At 67.3% G+C, this 15,826-nt stretch carries 16 protein-coding genes; 2 read left to right on the top strand and 14 right to left on the bottom strand.

Annotated elements, in window-relative coordinates:
- The first annotated feature begins 24 nt into the window (after positions 1 to 24).
- Positions 25 to 621 carry a nitroreductase family protein gene (locus ACUCV0_RS02375; RefSeq protein WP_482211908.1) on the top strand — a complete coding sequence of 199 codons (597 nt, stop codon included), beginning with the start codon at positions 25 to 27 and terminating at the stop codon, positions 619 to 621.
- On the opposite strand, the gene ACUCV0_RS02370 is transcribed toward ACUCV0_RS02375, so the two are convergent.
- The 3 genes from ACUCV0_RS02370 to rnd are packed head-to-tail and all read right to left on the bottom strand — an operon-like array spanning position 606 to position 2,991.
- Positions 606 to 1,547 carry a D-2-hydroxyacid dehydrogenase gene (locus ACUCV0_RS02370; protein ID WP_482211907.1) on the bottom strand — a complete coding sequence of 314 codons (942 nt, stop codon included), beginning with the start codon at positions 1,545 to 1,547 and terminating at the stop codon, positions 606 to 608. The two genes, ACUCV0_RS02375 and ACUCV0_RS02370, sit on opposite strands and share 16 nt — an antisense overlap.
- Positions 1,544 to 1,846, bottom strand: coding sequence for a YcgL domain-containing protein (locus ACUCV0_RS02365; protein ID WP_271654350.1), 303 nt, complete (start codon positions 1,844 to 1,846; stop codon positions 1,544 to 1,546). The genes ACUCV0_RS02370 and ACUCV0_RS02365 overlap by 4 nt, the downstream gene beginning before the upstream one ends.
- Entirely contained in the window at positions 1,843 to 2,991 is a 1,149-nt protein-coding gene (rnd, locus tag ACUCV0_RS02360; protein WP_482211906.1) for a ribonuclease D, read from the bottom strand. Before rnd ends, ACUCV0_RS02365 begins: the two co-directional genes overlap by 4 nt.
- Before the next feature lie 282 nt (positions 2,992 to 3,273).
- Here rnd and ACUCV0_RS02355 point away from each other — a divergent pair, with 282 nt between their 5' ends.
- Positions 3,274 to 4,581, top strand: coding sequence for an OmpP1/FadL family transporter (locus ACUCV0_RS02355; protein WP_323148261.1), 1,308 nt, complete (start codon positions 3,274 to 3,276; stop codon positions 4,579 to 4,581).
- A gap of 90 nt (positions 4,582 to 4,671) precedes the next feature.
- Here the strand turns inward: ACUCV0_RS02355 and ACUCV0_RS02350 are convergent, their stop codons facing one another.
- The 11 genes from ACUCV0_RS02350 to cobO all read right to left on the bottom strand — a co-directional run bounded on the left by ACUCV0_RS02350 (position 4,672) and on the right by cobO (position 15,738).
- On the bottom strand, positions 4,672 to 6,825 hold the full coding sequence (locus ACUCV0_RS02350) for a putative bifunctional diguanylate cyclase/phosphodiesterase (RefSeq protein ID WP_482211905.1): 2,154 nt from the start codon (positions 6,823 to 6,825) through the stop codon (positions 4,672 to 4,674).
- A gap of 160 nt (positions 6,826 to 6,985) precedes the next feature.
- Positions 6,986 to 7,717, bottom strand: a complete 732-nt coding sequence (locus ACUCV0_RS02345; RefSeq protein WP_482211904.1) for an adenosylcobinamide-GDP ribazoletransferase — start codon at positions 7,715 to 7,717, stop codon at positions 6,986 to 6,988.
- On the bottom strand, positions 7,717 to 8,268 hold the full coding sequence (locus ACUCV0_RS02340; RefSeq protein ID WP_323148258.1) for a histidine phosphatase family protein: 552 nt from the start codon (positions 8,266 to 8,268) through the stop codon (positions 7,717 to 7,719). Before ACUCV0_RS02340 ends, ACUCV0_RS02345 begins: the two co-directional genes overlap by 1 nt.
- Complete coding sequence (gene cobT, locus ACUCV0_RS02335; RefSeq protein WP_482211903.1) at positions 8,261 to 9,319, bottom strand: nicotinate-nucleotide--dimethylbenzimidazole phosphoribosyltransferase; 1,059 nt, start codon at positions 9,317 to 9,319, stop codon at positions 8,261 to 8,263. Before cobT ends, ACUCV0_RS02340 begins: the two co-directional genes overlap by 8 nt.
- On the bottom strand, positions 9,316 to 9,837 hold the full coding sequence (gene cobU, locus ACUCV0_RS02330) for a bifunctional adenosylcobinamide kinase/adenosylcobinamide-phosphate guanylyltransferase (protein WP_482211902.1): 522 nt from the start codon (positions 9,835 to 9,837) through the stop codon (positions 9,316 to 9,318). The genes cobT and cobU overlap by 4 nt, the downstream gene beginning before the upstream one ends.
- Positions 9,838 to 11,289 (bottom strand): cobyric acid synthase, encoded by a 1,452-nt coding sequence (locus ACUCV0_RS02325; RefSeq protein ID WP_482211901.1) that lies wholly within the window; start codon positions 11,287 to 11,289, stop codon positions 9,838 to 9,840.
- Positions 11,286 to 12,275, bottom strand: coding sequence for a threonine-phosphate decarboxylase CobD (gene cobD / locus ACUCV0_RS02320; protein WP_482211900.1), 990 nt, complete (start codon positions 12,273 to 12,275; stop codon positions 11,286 to 11,288). Before cobD ends, ACUCV0_RS02325 begins: the two co-directional genes overlap by 4 nt.
- Positions 12,268 to 13,176 (bottom strand): adenosylcobinamide-phosphate synthase CbiB, encoded by a 909-nt coding sequence (cbiB, locus tag ACUCV0_RS02315; RefSeq protein WP_482211899.1) that lies wholly within the window; start codon positions 13,174 to 13,176, stop codon positions 12,268 to 12,270. Before cbiB ends, cobD begins: the two co-directional genes overlap by 8 nt.
- On the bottom strand, positions 13,173 to 13,823 hold the full coding sequence (gene bluB / locus ACUCV0_RS02310) for a 5,6-dimethylbenzimidazole synthase (RefSeq protein WP_434776155.1): 651 nt from the start codon (positions 13,821 to 13,823) through the stop codon (positions 13,173 to 13,175). The genes cbiB and bluB overlap by 4 nt, the downstream gene beginning before the upstream one ends.
- Positions 13,820 to 15,118 (bottom strand): cobyrinic acid a,c-diamide synthase CobB, encoded by a 1,299-nt coding sequence (locus ACUCV0_RS02305; protein WP_482211898.1) that lies wholly within the window; start codon positions 15,116 to 15,118, stop codon positions 13,820 to 13,822. The genes bluB and ACUCV0_RS02305 overlap by 4 nt, the downstream gene beginning before the upstream one ends.
- Positions 15,112 to 15,738, bottom strand: a complete 627-nt coding sequence (gene cobO, locus ACUCV0_RS02300; protein WP_059314217.1) for a cob(I)yrinic acid a,c-diamide adenosyltransferase — start codon at positions 15,736 to 15,738, stop codon at positions 15,112 to 15,114. Before cobO ends, ACUCV0_RS02305 begins: the two co-directional genes overlap by 7 nt.
- Positions 15,739 to 15,826 lie beyond the last annotated feature (88 nt).

Below are 15,826 nucleotides of genomic sequence, written 5' to 3'. Positions count from 1 at the left end.
TTCTTTCCTGCGTGTGATGAGCCCATGACCAACAGCAGCCGTACTCCACAGTACCCCGTCGACCCGCAGTTCGTGCAGCGCTGGTCGCCCCGCGCCTTCGAACCCATAGCCATCGAGGAAGAGACCCTGCTCGGCTTCATCGAAGCCGCACGCTGGGCACCTTCGGCCTTCAATGCCCAGCCCTGGCGCTTCCTCTATGCGCGGCGCGACGACGCCCACTGGGAGCTGTTCCTGTCGCTGATCAGCGAGTTCAACCGCTCCTGGGCGCAGCATGCCTCGGCCCTGGTGATCATCCTGTCGAAGACCACCTTGCTGCGCGCCAGCAGTGGCGAGGAAGTGCCCTTCCCCAGCCACAGCTTCGACGCCGGGGCCGCCTGGGCCTACCTGGCGCTGCAGGCGACCAATGCCGGCTGGCACGTGCACGGCATGGCAGGCATCGATCGCGAGGGGATTCAGCGTGAGTTGCGGGTGCCGGCGCCGTTCAAGGTCGAGCTGGCGGTGGCCATCGGCAAGCTGGGCGACAAGGCCAGCCTGTCGGAACAACTGCAGGCCCGTGAGCTACCCAGCCCGCGACTGAAGGTCGAGGAGCTGGCAGTGGCCGGCCCCTATACCTTCGGTTGAAGGGCGAGATCGACGGCGCCGCGCAGGGGCTGCCCCTGTTGCAGGCGCTGGAGGTTGTCCAGCAATAGCCGGATGGCCGCTGCCGGCGGCGTGGGCCCGGCGACATGGGCGGTGAGTTGCAGGTTCGGTACCTGCCAGAAGGGATGGTCCTGCGGCAGCGGCTCCTGGCGGAACACGTCCAGCACCGCCCCGGCCAGGTGACCGCCTTGCAGCGCGGCGATCAGAGCGGCATCCACCACGCTGGTGCCGCGTCCGGCATTGATGAACAGGGCGCCTGCGGGCAAGGCGGCGAAGAAGGCCGCATCATAGATATCCCGGGTGCTGGCGCTGTCCGGCAGCAGGTTGAGGACGAAGTCTGCCTCCCTCGCCGCCTGGCGCAGCTCCGCCAACGTCACGACCTGGGCAAAGCCGGGCACGGCGCGGGGGCTGCGCGCCACGCCGGTGATCGTCATGCCGAAGGGGGCGAACAACCGCGCCATGTCCTGCCCGATGTCACCGGCCCCTACCAGCAGCAAACGTCGCCCAGCCAAGGTGCCCGGCGTGCGGGTATCCCAGCGTTGCTCACGCTGGCTGAGCTGGCGTGCAATGACCTGACGCTCATGCTGCAGCAGATAGGTCAGGACGTATTCGCCAATGCTCTGGCCGAACAACCCCACGGCGCGAGTGAAGCGATAGTCGCAAGGCAGATCCGCTGCCAGCAGCGGCGCATAGCCGGCCCAGGTGGATTGCAGCCAGGTCGGTTTGGCGCCCTCGCGCAGCAGCGCTGCTGCGCGATCCGGCTGGCCGAACCAGTAGCCCCCTGCTGCCGCCAGACGAAGAGCCTCGGCCGGGTCCGCCGGCACCCGTAGTTCCAGGTCCGGCGCCAATTGGCGCCAGGCCTGCACATAGGCTGAAGGCTCGTCTTCCAGGAGCAGGACGGCGGTCATAGCGGATCGTTGAGACGCAGCAGTTCTTCGGGCAGGTGCTCGATGTAGTCGTCGCGCTCCAGCTCCGGCGGTGGCATCTGCAGGTGATAGCCCTGCTTGTCGATGTTCTCGAGGACCTTGGCGACGTCTTCCCGCGCCAGCGTGCGCTCCGGGGTCAGCACGAACTCGAAGGCCAGCGCTGGGGGGCCGAAGGCGGTGAGCAGGCCCTCGGGGACGCGGGTCAGACCCTTAAGCTTGTCGACATAGAGGTACATTTCCGGCTTGCGCGGGCTTCGGTAGATAGAGCACAACAGCTTCATGGGGTGTCTTCCAGGGGCGCGGTGCGCTGCGCCTGCAGGTGATCGAGAAGGGCCTGGCCAAAGCGCTCGCGACGCCAGCCGCGGAGATTCTCCGGGAGTTGGTAGTCGCCATCGGGCCAGCCGGTGCGCAGCAGGGCTTCGAGCACCTTCTTGCGCAGCATGAGTTCCGGTGCCATGCCCAGGGACTCGGCATCGCGTTCGCCGATGGCGCGCAGGGCCTTGAGCAGCGGCGATGCCTCGTGGGGCAAGGGCTCGGACTGCAGCGCCGGCCATTGGTCGGCTGGGGTAGCCACGCCTTCGTCGATCAGCGCCAGCAAGGTATCGCCATCCTGGCGCACGGTGCGCGGGTGCATGTCGTCGATGCGCGCCAGCGCCTGCTTGTCGTCGGGCTGGAAACGCGCCAGCGGCCAGAGCGAGCGTTCACGCAGGACATGGTTGCGCGGCTGGTCGCGCTCTCGGGCGGTCACCTCGCGCCAGTGGCAGAGCACCCGCAGCACCGCCAGTTGCTGGCGCGACAGGCGCCAGGCCAGCTTGACGTCGCGGTAGGCTTCCCAGGGATCGCTGATACGCCGCAGATTGGCCACCAGTTCAGCGCCATCTTCCAGTAGCCAGGTGCGCCGCTGGTCATCCAGACGTGCGTTCAGGTAGTGGTAGACGTCGACCAGATAGGTCACGTCGGCTGCCGCGTAGCGCTCCTGCAGCGGGGTCAGGGGACGTTGCAGCCAGTCCGAGCGCGTCTCGTCCTTGGGTATGTCGATCTTGAGCACTTCGGCGACCAGCCGCGAATAACCCATGGAATGGGCCAGACCCAGATAGGCAGCCGCCAGTTGGGTGTCGTACAGCGGCTGCGGCAGGCTGCCGGTCAAACGCAGCAACACTTCCAGGTCTTCGCTGCAAGCGTGCAGCACCTTCACGACGGAAGCGTCTTCCAGCAAGGCTGAGAAAGGGGTCCAGTCGCCAATGCAAAGCGGATCGACCAGGTAGGCCTGTTCGCCGTCGCCGATCTGAATCAGGCCGGCCTTGGGATAGAAGGTGTCGACCCGCATGAATTCGGTATCGAGGGCGATGAAGGGCAAGGTCTGGCACCGCTGACAGAGGGTGGCCAGCGCCGCATCGTCGCGGATCCAGTGAGGGGCAGAAGTCAAGGGCGCACTCCGAACAGATGAGCCGACAGTATAAGCCACCCGAGCCTGTTCTTCGGTGCCCGTCGGCGGTATGTCCATCGCTGGGGAACAGGGCATTCAGCGGCTTTCCAGGCGGGTTCGTCGGATGAACGCCTGATGACCACCCCGAACCAAACGTGACCGAATAGTTTTTTTTGTATTCACGGGCGAGGCCTGCTAAAAGCAGAGTGTGCGCAGGTACTCACTCGGACTTGGGAATCCGCGGGGGTAGCGCTTCTCGCCTTTCAATGGAGCTGCAAGAGCATGAAAACAATAAAACTGACCCTGCTTGCATTGGCCGTTTCGAGCGCTTCCGGCTATGCCCTGGCGAACGGTCTGGCTATCAACGAACAAAGTGTCAGCGGTATGGGTACCTCCTTCGCCGGACGCTCTTCCTCCGCGCAGGACGCCTCCACCATCTATGGCAACCCGGCCGGCATGTCACGCCTGGGCCGCGAGGTGTCCCTGGGTGGCGCCTACATTCACGCCAAGGTCGACATCAGTGATGTCAACGCCCGTTATGCCAACGGCCAGCAGGTGCCTGGCAGCAACGACGGCGACATGGTGCCTAATTCGGTGGTGCCCTTCGGCTACTTCGTGACCCCCGTAGACGATCGCCTGCATTTCGGCCTGGGCATGTACGTGCCCTATGCGCTGATCAGCAACTATGAGCACGCCTTCCAGGGCCGCTATCAGGGCCAGGCGAGCAAGGTGGAAGTCATCACCATCCAGCCGACCATCAGCTACAAGATCACCGACAAGGTCTCCATCGGCTTCGGTCCGACCATTAACCGTCTTGAAGGCAAGCTCAACAGCAACCTGAACGCTGGTGCGTTTGGCGGCGGCGATGCCCAGGTCAAGATCAAGGGTGACGATACCGCCTACGGCTTCAACGTCGGCGTGCTGGCCGACCTCACCGATGACCTGACGTTCGGTCTGGCCTACCATTCCAAGGTCAGCTACAAGCTCAAGGGCCACACCGAGGTCACCGACGCCGCCAGTGCGAATCCTACCTTTAACGCCATCTTGGGACGGCTCAACGGCAAGTACGACGCCAACCTCAACATCACCCTCCCGGAAAGCAGCGACGCCTCCTTCACCTATCGCCTGAACAACGACTGGACTCTGTACGCTGGGGCGACCTGGACCCGCTGGAGCCGGCTGGACGCCATTACCGTCGAGAACGAGGGCACTCCCACCCTGCCAGTACTAGGCAATCGCCTAGGCGAGATTACCGAAGAGTTCAACTGGAAAGACACCTGGTCCTACGCTTTGGGTGCCTCCTATCAATTGAATCCCCAGTGGGTACTGCGCGCTGGTATGGCCATCGATCCCTCGCCGGTGGACAACGCCGACCGCAACGTGCGCGTCCCGGTGGGTGATCGCAAGACCTTCTCCCTGGGCGCTGGCTGGTCCCCGACCAAGGAAATGACCATCGATGTGGCCTATGCGTACCTGTGGGAAGACAACGTCAAGGTCAACCGCGCGCCTGATGCCCTGCGCGGTGGCTACAATGCCAAGTACGACAACAGCGCCCACGGCCTGGGCGCCCAGCTGACCTACCGTTTCTAAGCGTCAGGGTTCGCTACCGAAGCCGCCGCAAGGCGGCTTCGTGCTTTCTGGGGTATTGACGACCATCTCTGGGACGGGGAGATCCTTCGCCTAGGCCCTGAGCTCCCAGTAACCTTGCTCCTGCTCGGCGTACCAGTGCTGGAAGTCTTCCAGTGACAGAGCCCCAGCTACCAACTGGCCCTGGATCTGGTCGCAGCCCAGCTCGGTGAGCACCTGCAGCGCCTGGTAGGTTTCCACCCCTTCCGCCACCACGCGCAGGCCGCGTAGCTGTCCAAGCTGGACCAGCAGGCGAATCACCTCCTGATCACCCGGCAACTGGCAGTGCTCGATGAACTGCCGGTCGATCTTCAGCTCGTCGATGGGAAAGCTGCTCAGGCAGGCCAGCGAGGAATGACCGGCACCGAAATCGTCCAGCGACAGTTCGAAGCCCATCGCCTTGAGCTGGCGCAGGCAGTCGAGCACCTGTACCGGATTGCTCATGGCCCGGGACTCGGTAATCTCCAGGCAGAAGCCGGCGGCTACGGCACCCGTCTCGTCCAGCAGCCGGCCGATGCGGGCGATGAAGGCCGGGTGCTCGAGGTCCAGCAGCGACAGATTGACGTTGAGTTTGAGGGCACCCAGCTGCCGCTCGCGCTGCAGGCGCATGCAACGTTCCAGCACCCAGAGCGTGATGTCGCAGATCTTGCGGCTCTGTTCGGCGATGCCGACGAAGGCGTCCGGCTTGAGCAGGCCCAACTCCGGATGTTGCCAGCGGATCAGGACTTCGGCGCCCTCGACCCGGCCATCCGGCAGCGCGATCTTGGGTTGCAGATAGAGCCGCAACTGATCGTGATCCACGGCGAGGTCCAGGGCATCGAGCATGGCAATGCCGAGCTGGCGCTGGCGCTCCTGGTCCGGATCATGGAAGGCGAAGGGCAGCTGCCGCCGGCGCGCATCCTGCAGGGCGGTCTCGGCGTTGGCCAGCAAGGCTTCGGCGCTGGTGCCGTGCTCGGGGTAGCAGGCGATGCCGAAGGTGATGCGCAGGGATATTCGCTGATTGCCACTGACGAAGGGCTTCTCCACCAGGTTGCGCAGCGACAGCAGCGCCGCCTCCGCCGAAGCGCCATCGAACCAGGGCAGCAGCAACACGAAGGTGTCGGCACCGATCCGCGCTACGCCGTTTTCTTCCGGCGCCGCGACCCTTAGCCGGCGCGCCAGATGACGCAGGATCTTGTCGCCGCCCTCCTGGCCGAGCAGTTCGTTGATGTTGCGGAAGTTCGCCACGTCCAGCAGCAAGACGGCGAAACGCCCAGCCGCGGCGCGTTCGATACGCTGGCGAATTTCCAGGACCAACCGCACCTGGTTGGGCAGGCGGGTAAGCATGTCGCGAAAGGCCAGTTGGCTGATGCGTCGCTCGCGCGCGGCCAGGGCGGCGCCCATCTGGTTCATGGCACGGCCCAGCCGGCCGACCGGATCGCGCCCTTCCTTGAGGCCCAATTGATAGTCGCCGTCGGCGATGCGCTCGGTGGCCTGCCCGAGGCGGGCAAGATAGCGATTGAGCGCACCGGCCAGTATCCGACTGACCAGAGCCCCCAGGGCAAAGATGATTGCGCCTATCAGCAGCGAATCCAGTAGAGCCGACTGCTCTGCTGCTGCTATTCCTTCCATGAACATGTCCGCCCCTATGACGACTGCTTGCCCGTCCTGCCCGGGAATGGCCAGGAACAGAGAACGGAAACTGCCAAAATTATCCTGGTATTCCGCGAAACGAGGTTGATGATCGGCAAACACGGCTCCGAGTTCCGGCGGTGCCTGATCGTAGAGCTGGCGATAGTCGCCAAAGTAGCCAACGCGGATTTCCTCCTCGTTGGCCGAATCCATGATGAAGCGAAAATTCGAACCTTCCTTGACGAAGGCATAGAGCGACGCCAGCCCGGCCTTGCGGGCATAGCGATCCAGGTTGATCAAGGTGCGTTGGTAGCGTGCGGAATCCGCCTTGGCCGGGTCCTGCAGCTGTGCCAGATAGTCTTCGCCCAGGATTTCAGGCAGTGCCAGGGCGGCGCTCATCAGCCGATAATCGATGCTCTGGCTGCTGGCATCCCGAGCCTGACGATAGCTGTGCAGGGTGAACAGCAGGGTGCCGACGGCATCGACCAGGATGAACGCCAGAAAGAAGGTGGCGAACAGACTACGCGGCTTGAGACGGAGCCGTGAGGCCGGAGCGATCTCCTCGGGCGAAGCGGTGCGTTGAGGCGCATCAGGCATGGGAGCTCCTTGTCCAGCTGACGACGACTCCCCCTTGGATCCGCACGTGCCGAGGTGGCTTCGCTGGGCGAGATACCACGGCACTTCATAATGGTTTAACCCGGGCCGTTCAAGGACGGAGGTCGCAAAACCCAGGCTGTCTCACGCTTGCGCACATTTTTCAGCGCAACGTTAGCGCCAGTGCCACCAGCACCCCGGTTTCAGTGATTTCGAGAAGCGCGCCTGCCGTGTCGCCGGTAGTACCGCCCAGGCGCTGACGCAGCGCCCGGCGCGCCAGCAAGGCGATGCCAGCGGTCACCAGCAGCGCCACGAAGCCCTGGGGCAGCAAGGCCAGACCCGCAGCGCCAAGCAGCAGCACCCTGTTGAGCAGCTTCCGTGGCAGATGGCGACTGAGCATGTCGCCCAACCCGCCCGGACGCACATAGGCCGTGGTCAACAGCAACCAAGGCAGCGCCAGGCGACCGGCCAGAGGCGCCAGCCACAGGCACGCCAGCGAGTCCGGCAAGAGCACGACCAGGGCGCTCCATTTGAGCAGCAGGGTCAGCAGCAGCGCCAGCACGCCCATGGGGCCGCAGGCCGGATCCTTCATGATGGCCAGCGTCCGCTCGCGGTCGCCATAGCCACCGACCCAGGCATCGAGGGTGTCGGCCAGGCCATCCAGATGCAGCCCGCCCGTCACCATCACCCAGCCGGCCAGCACCAGCGCCGCCTGGAGTAAGACGCCGCCCCCGGCGCCCAGCCAGGCGATCAGACTCAGCACAGCGCCGACTAGCAGGCCGACTGCCGGATACCAGAGCACCGAACGGCCAACGGCCTCGGGTGCGGGCATGCCCGGTAGCCGGACCGGCAGGCGGGTGAGGAACTGCACGGCGATCAACCAGGACAGCGGCATCAGTCTTGCTCCAGTGCCAGCGACTGCAGGGTCGCGTAGGGTGCCTCGACCTGCAGTAGATCCTTGGGCGGGAAACCACGCTGGCGCGCCAACAGCAGGCGGATGACGCCGCCGTGGGTGACGATCAGGCTGCGTTGCGCCTGCAGTCGCGGACGCCAGCGCGCCACCGCCCCCAGCACCCGCTCGGCGAAGGCGGCCACGGGCTCGCCCTCGGGCGGGGTATAGGCATAGGGATCGGCCCAGAACAGCCCCAGGGCCTCGGCCTGGTCCTGCATCAGCTCGGCCGCACTGCGGCCTTCCCAGGCGCCGAAATCCAGTTCGCGCAGATCGGGCTCCAGCAGCAGCTCGGCACCCTGCTCCGCTGCCAGCCATTCGGCGAAGCGTGCGCAGCGCTGCTGCGGCGAACTCAGGATCAGGGCGAAAGGCGGCTGCGCGGCGACGGCGGCGCGCAGTTGCGTCCACCCCTGTTCCGACAGCGGCGGATCGAGGCGGCCGCGAAAGCCTTCGGGACCCTCGGTGGCGCCATGGCGCAGCAGCCAGCAATCAGTCATGGGCGCGACTGGAAACGCTGGCTTCGGCGAAGGTGGCCATCTCTCTGTGCAGGCGACAGGACAGCTGCAGCAGCGGGACCGCCAGGGCCGCGCCGCTGCCCTCGCCCAGGCGCAGGCCCAGGTCCAGCAGCGGCTCGCCACCCAGGGCCAGCAGTACGGCGGCATGGCCGGGCTCGGCGCCGCAATGGGCGAACAGCAGCCAGTCGCGGGTATCGGGCTGCAGGTGCTGGGCACAGAGCGCAGCGACCGAGCAGATGAAGCCATCCACCAGGGTCGGCAGGCCCTGCTGGGCGCAGGCCAGATAGGCGCCGGTCAAGGCGGCCAACTCGAAACCGCCCAGCCGGCGCAGCAGTTCGTAGGGATCCTGCAAGGCATCGCCATGACGCAACAACGCACGCTGGATGACTGCCACCTTGCGCGCCACGCCATCGGCGTCCAGCCCGGTACCGGGCCCGGCGAGGGCCAGCGGCGAGGTGTCCAGGAGCACGCTGGCCAGGGCGCTGGCGGCGGTGGTGTTGCCGATGCCCATCTCGCCGCCAATGAAGAGGTCGGCGCCGCCGGCACAGGCCCGCAACACGGCGTCGCGTCCGGCCTGCAGCGCCGCCTGGCACTGGTCATGGGTCATGGCTGGCGTCAGGGTGAAATTGGCGGTGCCGCGTCCCAGGGGTAGATCGATCACCCCGGGCAGCGGCTCCAGGGGGGTGACGGTGCCCAGGTTGATGACTTCCAGGGCGGCGTCGAGTTGCCGGGCGAGCACGCTGATGGCGGCGCCCCCGCGCACGAAGTTGCGCACCATCTCGGCGGTCACGGACTGCGGATAGACCGAGACGCCCTCCTCCACGACCCCGTGGTCACCGGCGAAGACGGCGATGGCGGTGCGCTGCAGCAGAGGGCGCGGCGTGCCCTGCAGGGCCGCCAGCTGAATGGCCAGCACCTCCAGATCGCCAAGCGAGCCGCTCGGCTTGGTCAAGACCATCTGCCGCTGGCGCGCGGCTTCGGCGGCAGCGGTATCGGGTTGGCGGCAGGGTCCTTGCCACCAGGGCATGCTCATAACGGGGTTCCTTTGAGGATCAGGGGGAGACCGGCCACGCTCAGCACCACGCGATCGCAGCGGGTGGCCAGGGCCTGGTGCAGTTCGCCAGCGGCATCGACATAACGCCGTGTCAGCTCGCCCAGGGGGACGATGCCCAGACCGGTCTCGTTACTGACGAAAATAAGCCGGCCAGGCAGCTGGGGGATGACGTCGAGCAGTTGCGCGCAGGCCTGCTCCAGACGCCGAGGATCGTCGAGCAGCAGCAGGTTGGTCAGCCAGAGGGTCAGGCAGTCCACCAGCAGACACTGCTCTGGCGCGGCCAGCGCCTGCAGGCGTTCGCTCAGCGTCAGGGGCTCTTCCACCAGCGCCCAGTGTGCGGGCCGGCGCGCCGCGTGGCGTTCGATGCGGCGCGCCAGTTCGGCATCGCTGCCCCCGGCGGTAGCGATATAGGTGACTGCCAGTCCGCATTCGGCAGCCAGGCGCTCGGCCAGGGCGCTCTTGCCGGAGCGAGCGCCGCCAAGAATGAGTTCGCGCATCTAGAGCTCGCAGAGGGCGCGCAGGCGCCCGGTGTCCAAATGGTGTTCGACGAGGTCGGCCAGGCGCTCCAGATCGCGTTCGCGCAGGGCGTGGTAGTCCAGCTGCTGCGGCTCGGCCAGACCCGCCCAGCGCAACAGCGCGACACTGGCAGCGGGCGACTCGAACAGGCCGTGCAGGTAGGTACCCAGCACCTGGCCGTCTGCGCTGAGACTGCCATCGACGCGACCATCCTCGAAGCGCAGCACCGGATGCTCCAGCGCCGCTCCCCGGCTGACGCCGGCATGAATCTCATAGCCAGCGACCTCGGCGTCGCCCTCGCACAGCCAGCCGCGCACGTTGCGCAGCTGCTTCTCCGCGGCCAGTTCGGTGGTCATGGCCAGGAGTCCAAGGCCCAGGCTGTCACCCGGGGCGCCCTCCAGGCCTAGCGGATCGGCGACTCGCTCGCCCAGCATCTGGAAGCCGCCGCAGATGCCCAGCACACGCCCGCCATAGCGCAGGTGACGGGCAATGGCCGTGTCCCAGCCCTGGGCACGCAGGAACGTCAGATCGCTGCGCACGCTCTTGGAGCCGCCCAGGATGATCAGATCCGCCGCGGGCAGGGCCTCGCCCTGCCGAACGAACAGCAGTTCCACCTGGGGATGCAGGCGCAGGGGATCGAAATCGGTGTGATTGCTCAGCCGTGGCATCACCGGCACCGCCACCCGCAAGCGGGGACCCTGCTTGGCGACCTGGCCGGTGGCCAGGCGATCCTCGGCTTCCAGGTGCAGGTCATGCAGATAGGGCAGCACGCCAAGCACCGGTTTGCCGGTGCGGGCTTCGAGCCAGTCCAGCCCGGGTTGCAGCAGGGCCAGGTCGCCGCGGAAGCGGTTGATGATGAAGCCTGCGACGCGTGCCTGCTCGCTGGGTTCGAGCAGGTCCAGGGTGCCGACCAGATGGGCGAAGACACCGCCGCGATCGATGTCCGCCACCAGCAGCACCGGGCAGTCCACTGCCTCGGCGAAGCCCATGTTGGCGATGTCGCCCTGGCGCAGGTTGATCTCGGCCGGCGAGCCGGCGCCTTCCACCAGCACCACCTCGAAGCGCTCGGCCAGCCGGGCATGGGAGGCCAGTACCGCTTCGCGCGCCACGGGCTTGTAGGCGTGATAGGCCTTGGCGTCCATGCTGGTGACGGCGCGGCCATGGATGATCACCTGGGCGCCGACGTCGGTATTGGGCTTGAGCAGCACGGGATTCATGTCGGTATGGGGCGCCAGACCACAGGCCTGGGCCTGGACCGCCTGGGCCCGGCCGATCTCGCCACCGTCGGCGGTCACCGCGCTGTTGAGCGCCATGTTCTGCGGTTTGAAGGGTACTACCCCTACACCCTGGCGATAGAGCCAGCGGCACAGGGCGGCCACCAGGGTGCTCTTGCCGGCGTCGGACGTGGTGCCCTGCACCATCAGCGTACTCATAGGGGACTCCGGTAGTTGGCCAACCCCTGGTCCAGGCGCTGCCAGCCGGATTCGTCGCCCGGCAGGCCGAATCTCAGGGCGCCAAGGTCGGGGAACAAGCGGGTAAAGATGGCCTGGCGCGCCAGGTGCTCGTGCAGGGCCGTGGCATCCGGGCGCTGCAGCAGCTGAAACAGGGCGCAGCCACCGCTAGGGTCGAGGGCGTGCCCGGCGAGCACCGCCGCCAGGCGCTCGCCGGCTTGCCGAAGCGCCTCACGCTGGCGCTCATGAGCCGTCTGGTCGACCAGCAGCTGCCGCGCAAGATGACGACTGGGCCCGTTGACCGTCCAGGGACCGAGATGCTCATCGAGCAGCGAAAGCAGGTCCGGCGCGGCAAGCACGAAGCCCAGGCGCATGCCGGCCAGCCCGAAGAACTTGCCAAAGGAGCGCAGCACGATCAGCCCGGGCAGATCGCTGAAGGGCGCGAGACTCGCACCCGGCGTCGGGTCCATGAAGGCTTCGTCCACCACCAGCCAGCCGCCCCGCCTTTCGAGGCGGGCATGCCAGTCCAGCAGCCGCGCAGGTGAGAGGCGCTGCCCGGTAGGGTTGTTGGGATTGACCACCACCAGTACGTCCACTTGGTCGAGCCCGGTCGCGATCTGCTCCTCGCTCCACGCCAGCACCTCGTGGCCAGCGCGACGCCAGGCCAGGGCATGCTCGGCATAACAGGGCGCCAGCACCCCGACTCGCGAAGGCGCGCACAGGACGGGCAGCGCCTGGATGGCAGCCTGGGAACCAGCCACCGGCAACAGCGCGGACGCACGATAGTAGCTGCAGGCGGCGTCCACCAGGCCGTCATCGGGCTCAGGCAGGCGCGCCCAGGCACTGGCGGGAATCTCGGGCAATGGCCAGCGCCAAGGAGCCAGTCCGGTAGACAGGTCCAGCCAGTCGGCCAGGGGGATATCATAGGTGCGCGCCGCGCGCCGCAGTCGACCGCCGTGCTCAAGCAAGCAGCAGTCCTCCCAGGGCGATCAGCAAGGTCCACAGCCAGGCACCGCGTCGTACCAACTGGAGGGCACGGGTGATGGCCAGGAAGGTAGGGGCCGGACCGCGACCCAACAACGGACGCTCGTGCCATTCGCCGTGGTAGCGGGCGGCGCCGCCCAGGCTCACCCCCAGGGCACCGGCGCCGGCGGCCATCACCGGGCCGGCGTTGGGGCTGTCCCACAGCGGCGCCTGGGAGCGCCAGCTTTCGATGGCGCTCCAGAAGCGGCCAAGACCGGCATAGGTCAGGGCGACCAGACGCGCGGGAATATAGTTGAGGACATCGTCCAGGCGCGCCGCGGCCCAGCCGAAGCGCTCCAGACGCGGGGTACGGTAGCCCCACATGGCGTCCAGGGTATTGGCTAGGCGATAGAGCACCACGCCCGGCGCGCCGAGCAGGGCGAACCAGAACAACGCGGCGAAGACGGCGTCGCTGCCATTCTCCAGCACGGATTCGGTGGCAGCGCGGGCCACAGCGGTTTCGTCCAGCTCGTCTGTCTCCCGACTGACGAGGTAGCCGACCCGGCGCCGCGCCTCAGGCAGGTTGTTGCGTTGCAGGGCACGTGCCACCGGCTCGGCGTGCTCGCCCAGGCTGCGCAGTCCCACCGCCAGATACAGTGCCAGAGGCTGGATGATCCAGGCCAGCCAGCCGATCTGGCAGAGCAAGGCGGTGAGCAGCACCCAGGGCAGCACGGCCAGGCTCCAGGCCATCACCCCATGACTGCGCCAGCCACGGCCACCGGGGTTGAAGCGCGCTTCGAGGCTGTCGGCGTAGCGGCCGAACAGCACCAGGGGATGGGCCCGCCGGGGTTCGCCGAGCAGCAGGTCGAGCAGCATGCCGCCGACGACCGCGAAGGCCAGCATCATGGCTTCTGGCCCCAACGATTCTCGAAGACCAGTTCTTCCAGCGGGCGACCCTGACGCCAGCCCTCCTCCTCCAGCATGGGTCGCGGATAGAAGGCTTCCACCGGCCCCAGGCAGAGGATGGCCGCTGGCTGGGACCCCTCGGGCATCTCCAGCAGGGTGCGCACCGCTTCCGGGTCGAACAGCGAGACCCAACCCATGCCCAGGCCTTCGCAACGCGCGGCCAGCCAGAGATTCTGGATGGCGCAGGAGAGCGAGGCCAGGTCCATCTCCGGCAGGGTACGGCGGCCGAAGATATGGGCTTCGCGCCCGTCCATCAGGGCAGCGACCAGCACCTCGGCGCAGTCGAGAATGCCCTGCACCTTGAGCTTCATGAAGTCATCGCTGCGCTCGCCGAGGGCTTCGGCGGTGGCGCAGCGCTCTTCCTCCACCAGCTCGTGCAGGCGCTGGCGCAAGACCAGATCGCTGATGCGCAGAAAGCGCCAGGGCTGCATCAGCCCGACGCTGGGGGCCTGGTGGGCGGCGCCCAGCAGGCGGGCCAGTTGTTCGGGGGGCACCTCGCCACCGCAGAAATGGCGCATGTCGCGGCGCTCGGCGATGGCTCGGTAGACGGCGGCTTGTTCGGCAGGGGTATAGGGTGTCGTGGTCACGGCTTGAACATCGCGGCGGCCGCGGCGGGTGCCGACGGCATGTAGAAGTGAATATAGCTGGCGGTGAGGCGACCGTCTCGATAGACCGCCTCGGCCACCGCCTTGCCATTGGGGCACAGACCCCGCGCCCAGGGCGCCTCGGGCGACTCCAGCGCGGAATGATGATAGGTGTGGCCGCGCAAGGTGCCCTGCGCGAACTCCACCGATTGCAGAGCCAGGGCGGTCAGCCGGGCCTGCATCCGTGCGCTGCCCGGCAAGAGACCGAGCATGGCGGCGGACTCACCGGCCTTGTCGGTCAGCTCCTGGAGCAGATAGAGCATGCCACCGCACTCGGCAAGGATCGGCTTGCCGGCGGCGTGGTGGGCGCGAATGGCGGCGCGCATGCCAAGGTTGTTGGACAGCGCCTGCAGGTGCAGCTCGGGATAGCCGCCCGGTAGATAGAGGCTGTCCACCTCCGGCAGCGTCGAGTCGGCGAGCACGGAAAAGAATTGCAGCTCGGCGCCCAGGGCGCGCAGCAAGTCCAGGTTGGCCTGGTAGAGAAACGCCAGGGCCGCATCGCGGGCCACGCCAATGCGCACCCCGGCCAGCAGCGGTTCGACCGGCGTCGGCTCCGGCGCGGCGAAGGCCACTGGCGGCGGCAATTCGATGTCGGAGCTGGCGGCCAGGGCATCGGCCGCCATGTCCAAACGGCGATCCAGGTCGGTGACCTCGTCGGCCTGGATCAGCCCCAGGTGGCGACTGGGCAGCTCGATGCCGGCGTCTCTTGGCAGGCTGCCAAAGAAGGTCATGCCCGCCGGCAGGCTGCCGCGGATCAGCTGCGTCTGCCGCGGGCTGCCACTGCGATTGGCCAGCACACCGGCGAACGGCAGGCCCGGCCGATAGTGGGCCAGGCCATAGGCCAGGGCACCAAAGGTCTGCGCCAGGCCCGCGGCGTCGATCACCCCCAGTACCGGTACGCCGAAGCGCTCGGCCAGGTCCGCCGCCGACGGCTGCCCGTCGAACAGCCCCATGACGCCTTCGATGAGGATGAGGTCCGCCTCCGCCGCCGCTTCCCACAACAGGCGCCGACTCTCGGCCTCGCCGATCATCCACAGATCGAGCTGGTAGACCGGGGCGCCACTGGCACGGGCGAGGATCATCGGATCGAGAAAATCCGGGCCGCACTTGAACACCCGCACCCGCCGCCCCCGGCGTGCATGCAACCGGGCCAGGGCGGCGGTGACGCTGGTCTTGCCCTGACCGGAGGCCGGGGCGGCGATCAGCAGCGCCGGGCAGTGCCGCGGTTCGCCTACCATTCGATGCCCTGCTGGGCGCGGACGCCGGCCTGGAAGGCATGCTTGACCAGACTCATGTCGGTCACGGTGTCGGCGGCTTCGATCAGGGCGGGCGGCGCGCCGCGGCCAGTCACCACCACATGCTGGTGCGCCGGACGCCCGGCGAGATCGGCCAGCACCTGGTCGACCTCCAGATAGCCATGCTTGAAGGCGATGTTGAGTTCGTCCAGCAGCACCAGGCCGATGGCCGGATCGCGCAAGAGCTCCACTGCCACCGCCCAGGCCGCGGCCGCCGACTGCAGGTCGCGGGCACGATCCTGGGTGTCCCAGGTGAAGCCCTCGCCCATGACGTGGTAACGCACCTCGTCGGGGAAGCGCCTGAAGAAGAGTTGCTCGCCGGTGTCGCGGCGGCCCTTGATGAATTGCACCACGCCGACCTGCATGCCGTGGCCGAGGGCGCGTGCCGCCATGCCGAAGGCGGAGCTGCTCTTGCCCTTGCCGATGCCGGTGTGCACCAGCAGCAGGCCGCGTTCGTCCTGGGCGTCGGCGATCCGGGCGTCGATCACCGCCTTCTTGCGCACCATGCGCGCGCGATGGCGCTCGTCGCGCTCGGGGCTGTTCGAATCAGGGGTGTCGGTCATGGCGGTTCTCCGGGTGCGGGCGCGACGGAGAAACGGGCAGAGACGCCGCCCGCGCAAGGCAGGTGGCGACGCCGCACGACGCCCTCCG

It is taken from the genome of Pseudomonas sp. VMV1 (assembly GCF_056790235.1).
The sequence above is the reverse complement of the archived record's forward strand: the minus strand, read 5'-3'. Positions and strand labels throughout refer to the sequence as shown.

Bases quoted from the DNA above. Each gene is read 5' to 3' on its own strand.
- ACUCV0_RS02355 (WP_323148261.1), top strand. From the start codon at position 3,274: ATGAAAACAATAAAACTGACCCTGCTTGCATTGGCCGTTTCGAGCGCT.
- cobO (WP_059314217.1), bottom strand. From the start codon at position 15,738: ATGACCGACACCCCTGATTCGAACAGCCCCGAGCGCGACGAGCGCCAT.
- ACUCV0_RS02365 (WP_271654350.1), bottom strand. From the start codon at position 1,846: ATGAAGCTGTTGTGCTCTATCTACCGAAGCCCGCGCAAGCCGGAAATG.
- cobT (WP_482211903.1), bottom strand. From the start codon at position 9,319: ATGAGCATGCCCTGGTGGCAAGGACCCTGCCGCCAACCCGATACCGCT.
- ACUCV0_RS02325 (WP_482211901.1), bottom strand. From the start codon at position 11,289: ATGAGTACGCTGATGGTGCAGGGCACCACGTCCGACGCCGGCAAGAGC.
- ACUCV0_RS02370 (WP_482211907.1), bottom strand. From the start codon at position 1,547: ATGACCGCCGTCCTGCTCCTGGAAGACGAGCCTTCAGCCTATGTGCAG.
- ACUCV0_RS02375 (WP_482211908.1), top strand. From the start codon at position 25: ATGACCAACAGCAGCCGTACTCCACAGTACCCCGTCGACCCGCAGTTC.
- ACUCV0_RS02340 (WP_323148258.1), bottom strand. From the start codon at position 8,268: ATGACTGATTGCTGGCTGCTGCGCCATGGCGCCACCGAGGGTCCCGAA.
- cobU (WP_482211902.1), bottom strand. From the start codon at position 9,837: ATGCGCGAACTCATTCTTGGCGGCGCTCGCTCCGGCAAGAGCGCCCTG.
- ACUCV0_RS02350 (WP_482211905.1), bottom strand. From the start codon at position 6,825: ATGCCTGATGCGCCTCAACGCACCGCTTCGCCCGAGGAGATCGCTCCG.
- ACUCV0_RS02345 (WP_482211904.1), bottom strand. From the start codon at position 7,717: ATGCCGCTGTCCTGGTTGATCGCCGTGCAGTTCCTCACCCGCCTGCCG.
- ACUCV0_RS02305 (WP_482211898.1), bottom strand. From the start codon at position 15,118: ATGGTAGGCGAACCGCGGCACTGCCCGGCGCTGCTGATCGCCGCCCCG.
- cbiB (WP_482211899.1), bottom strand. From the start codon at position 13,176: ATGATGCTGGCCTTCGCGGTCGTCGGCGGCATGCTGCTCGACCTGCTG.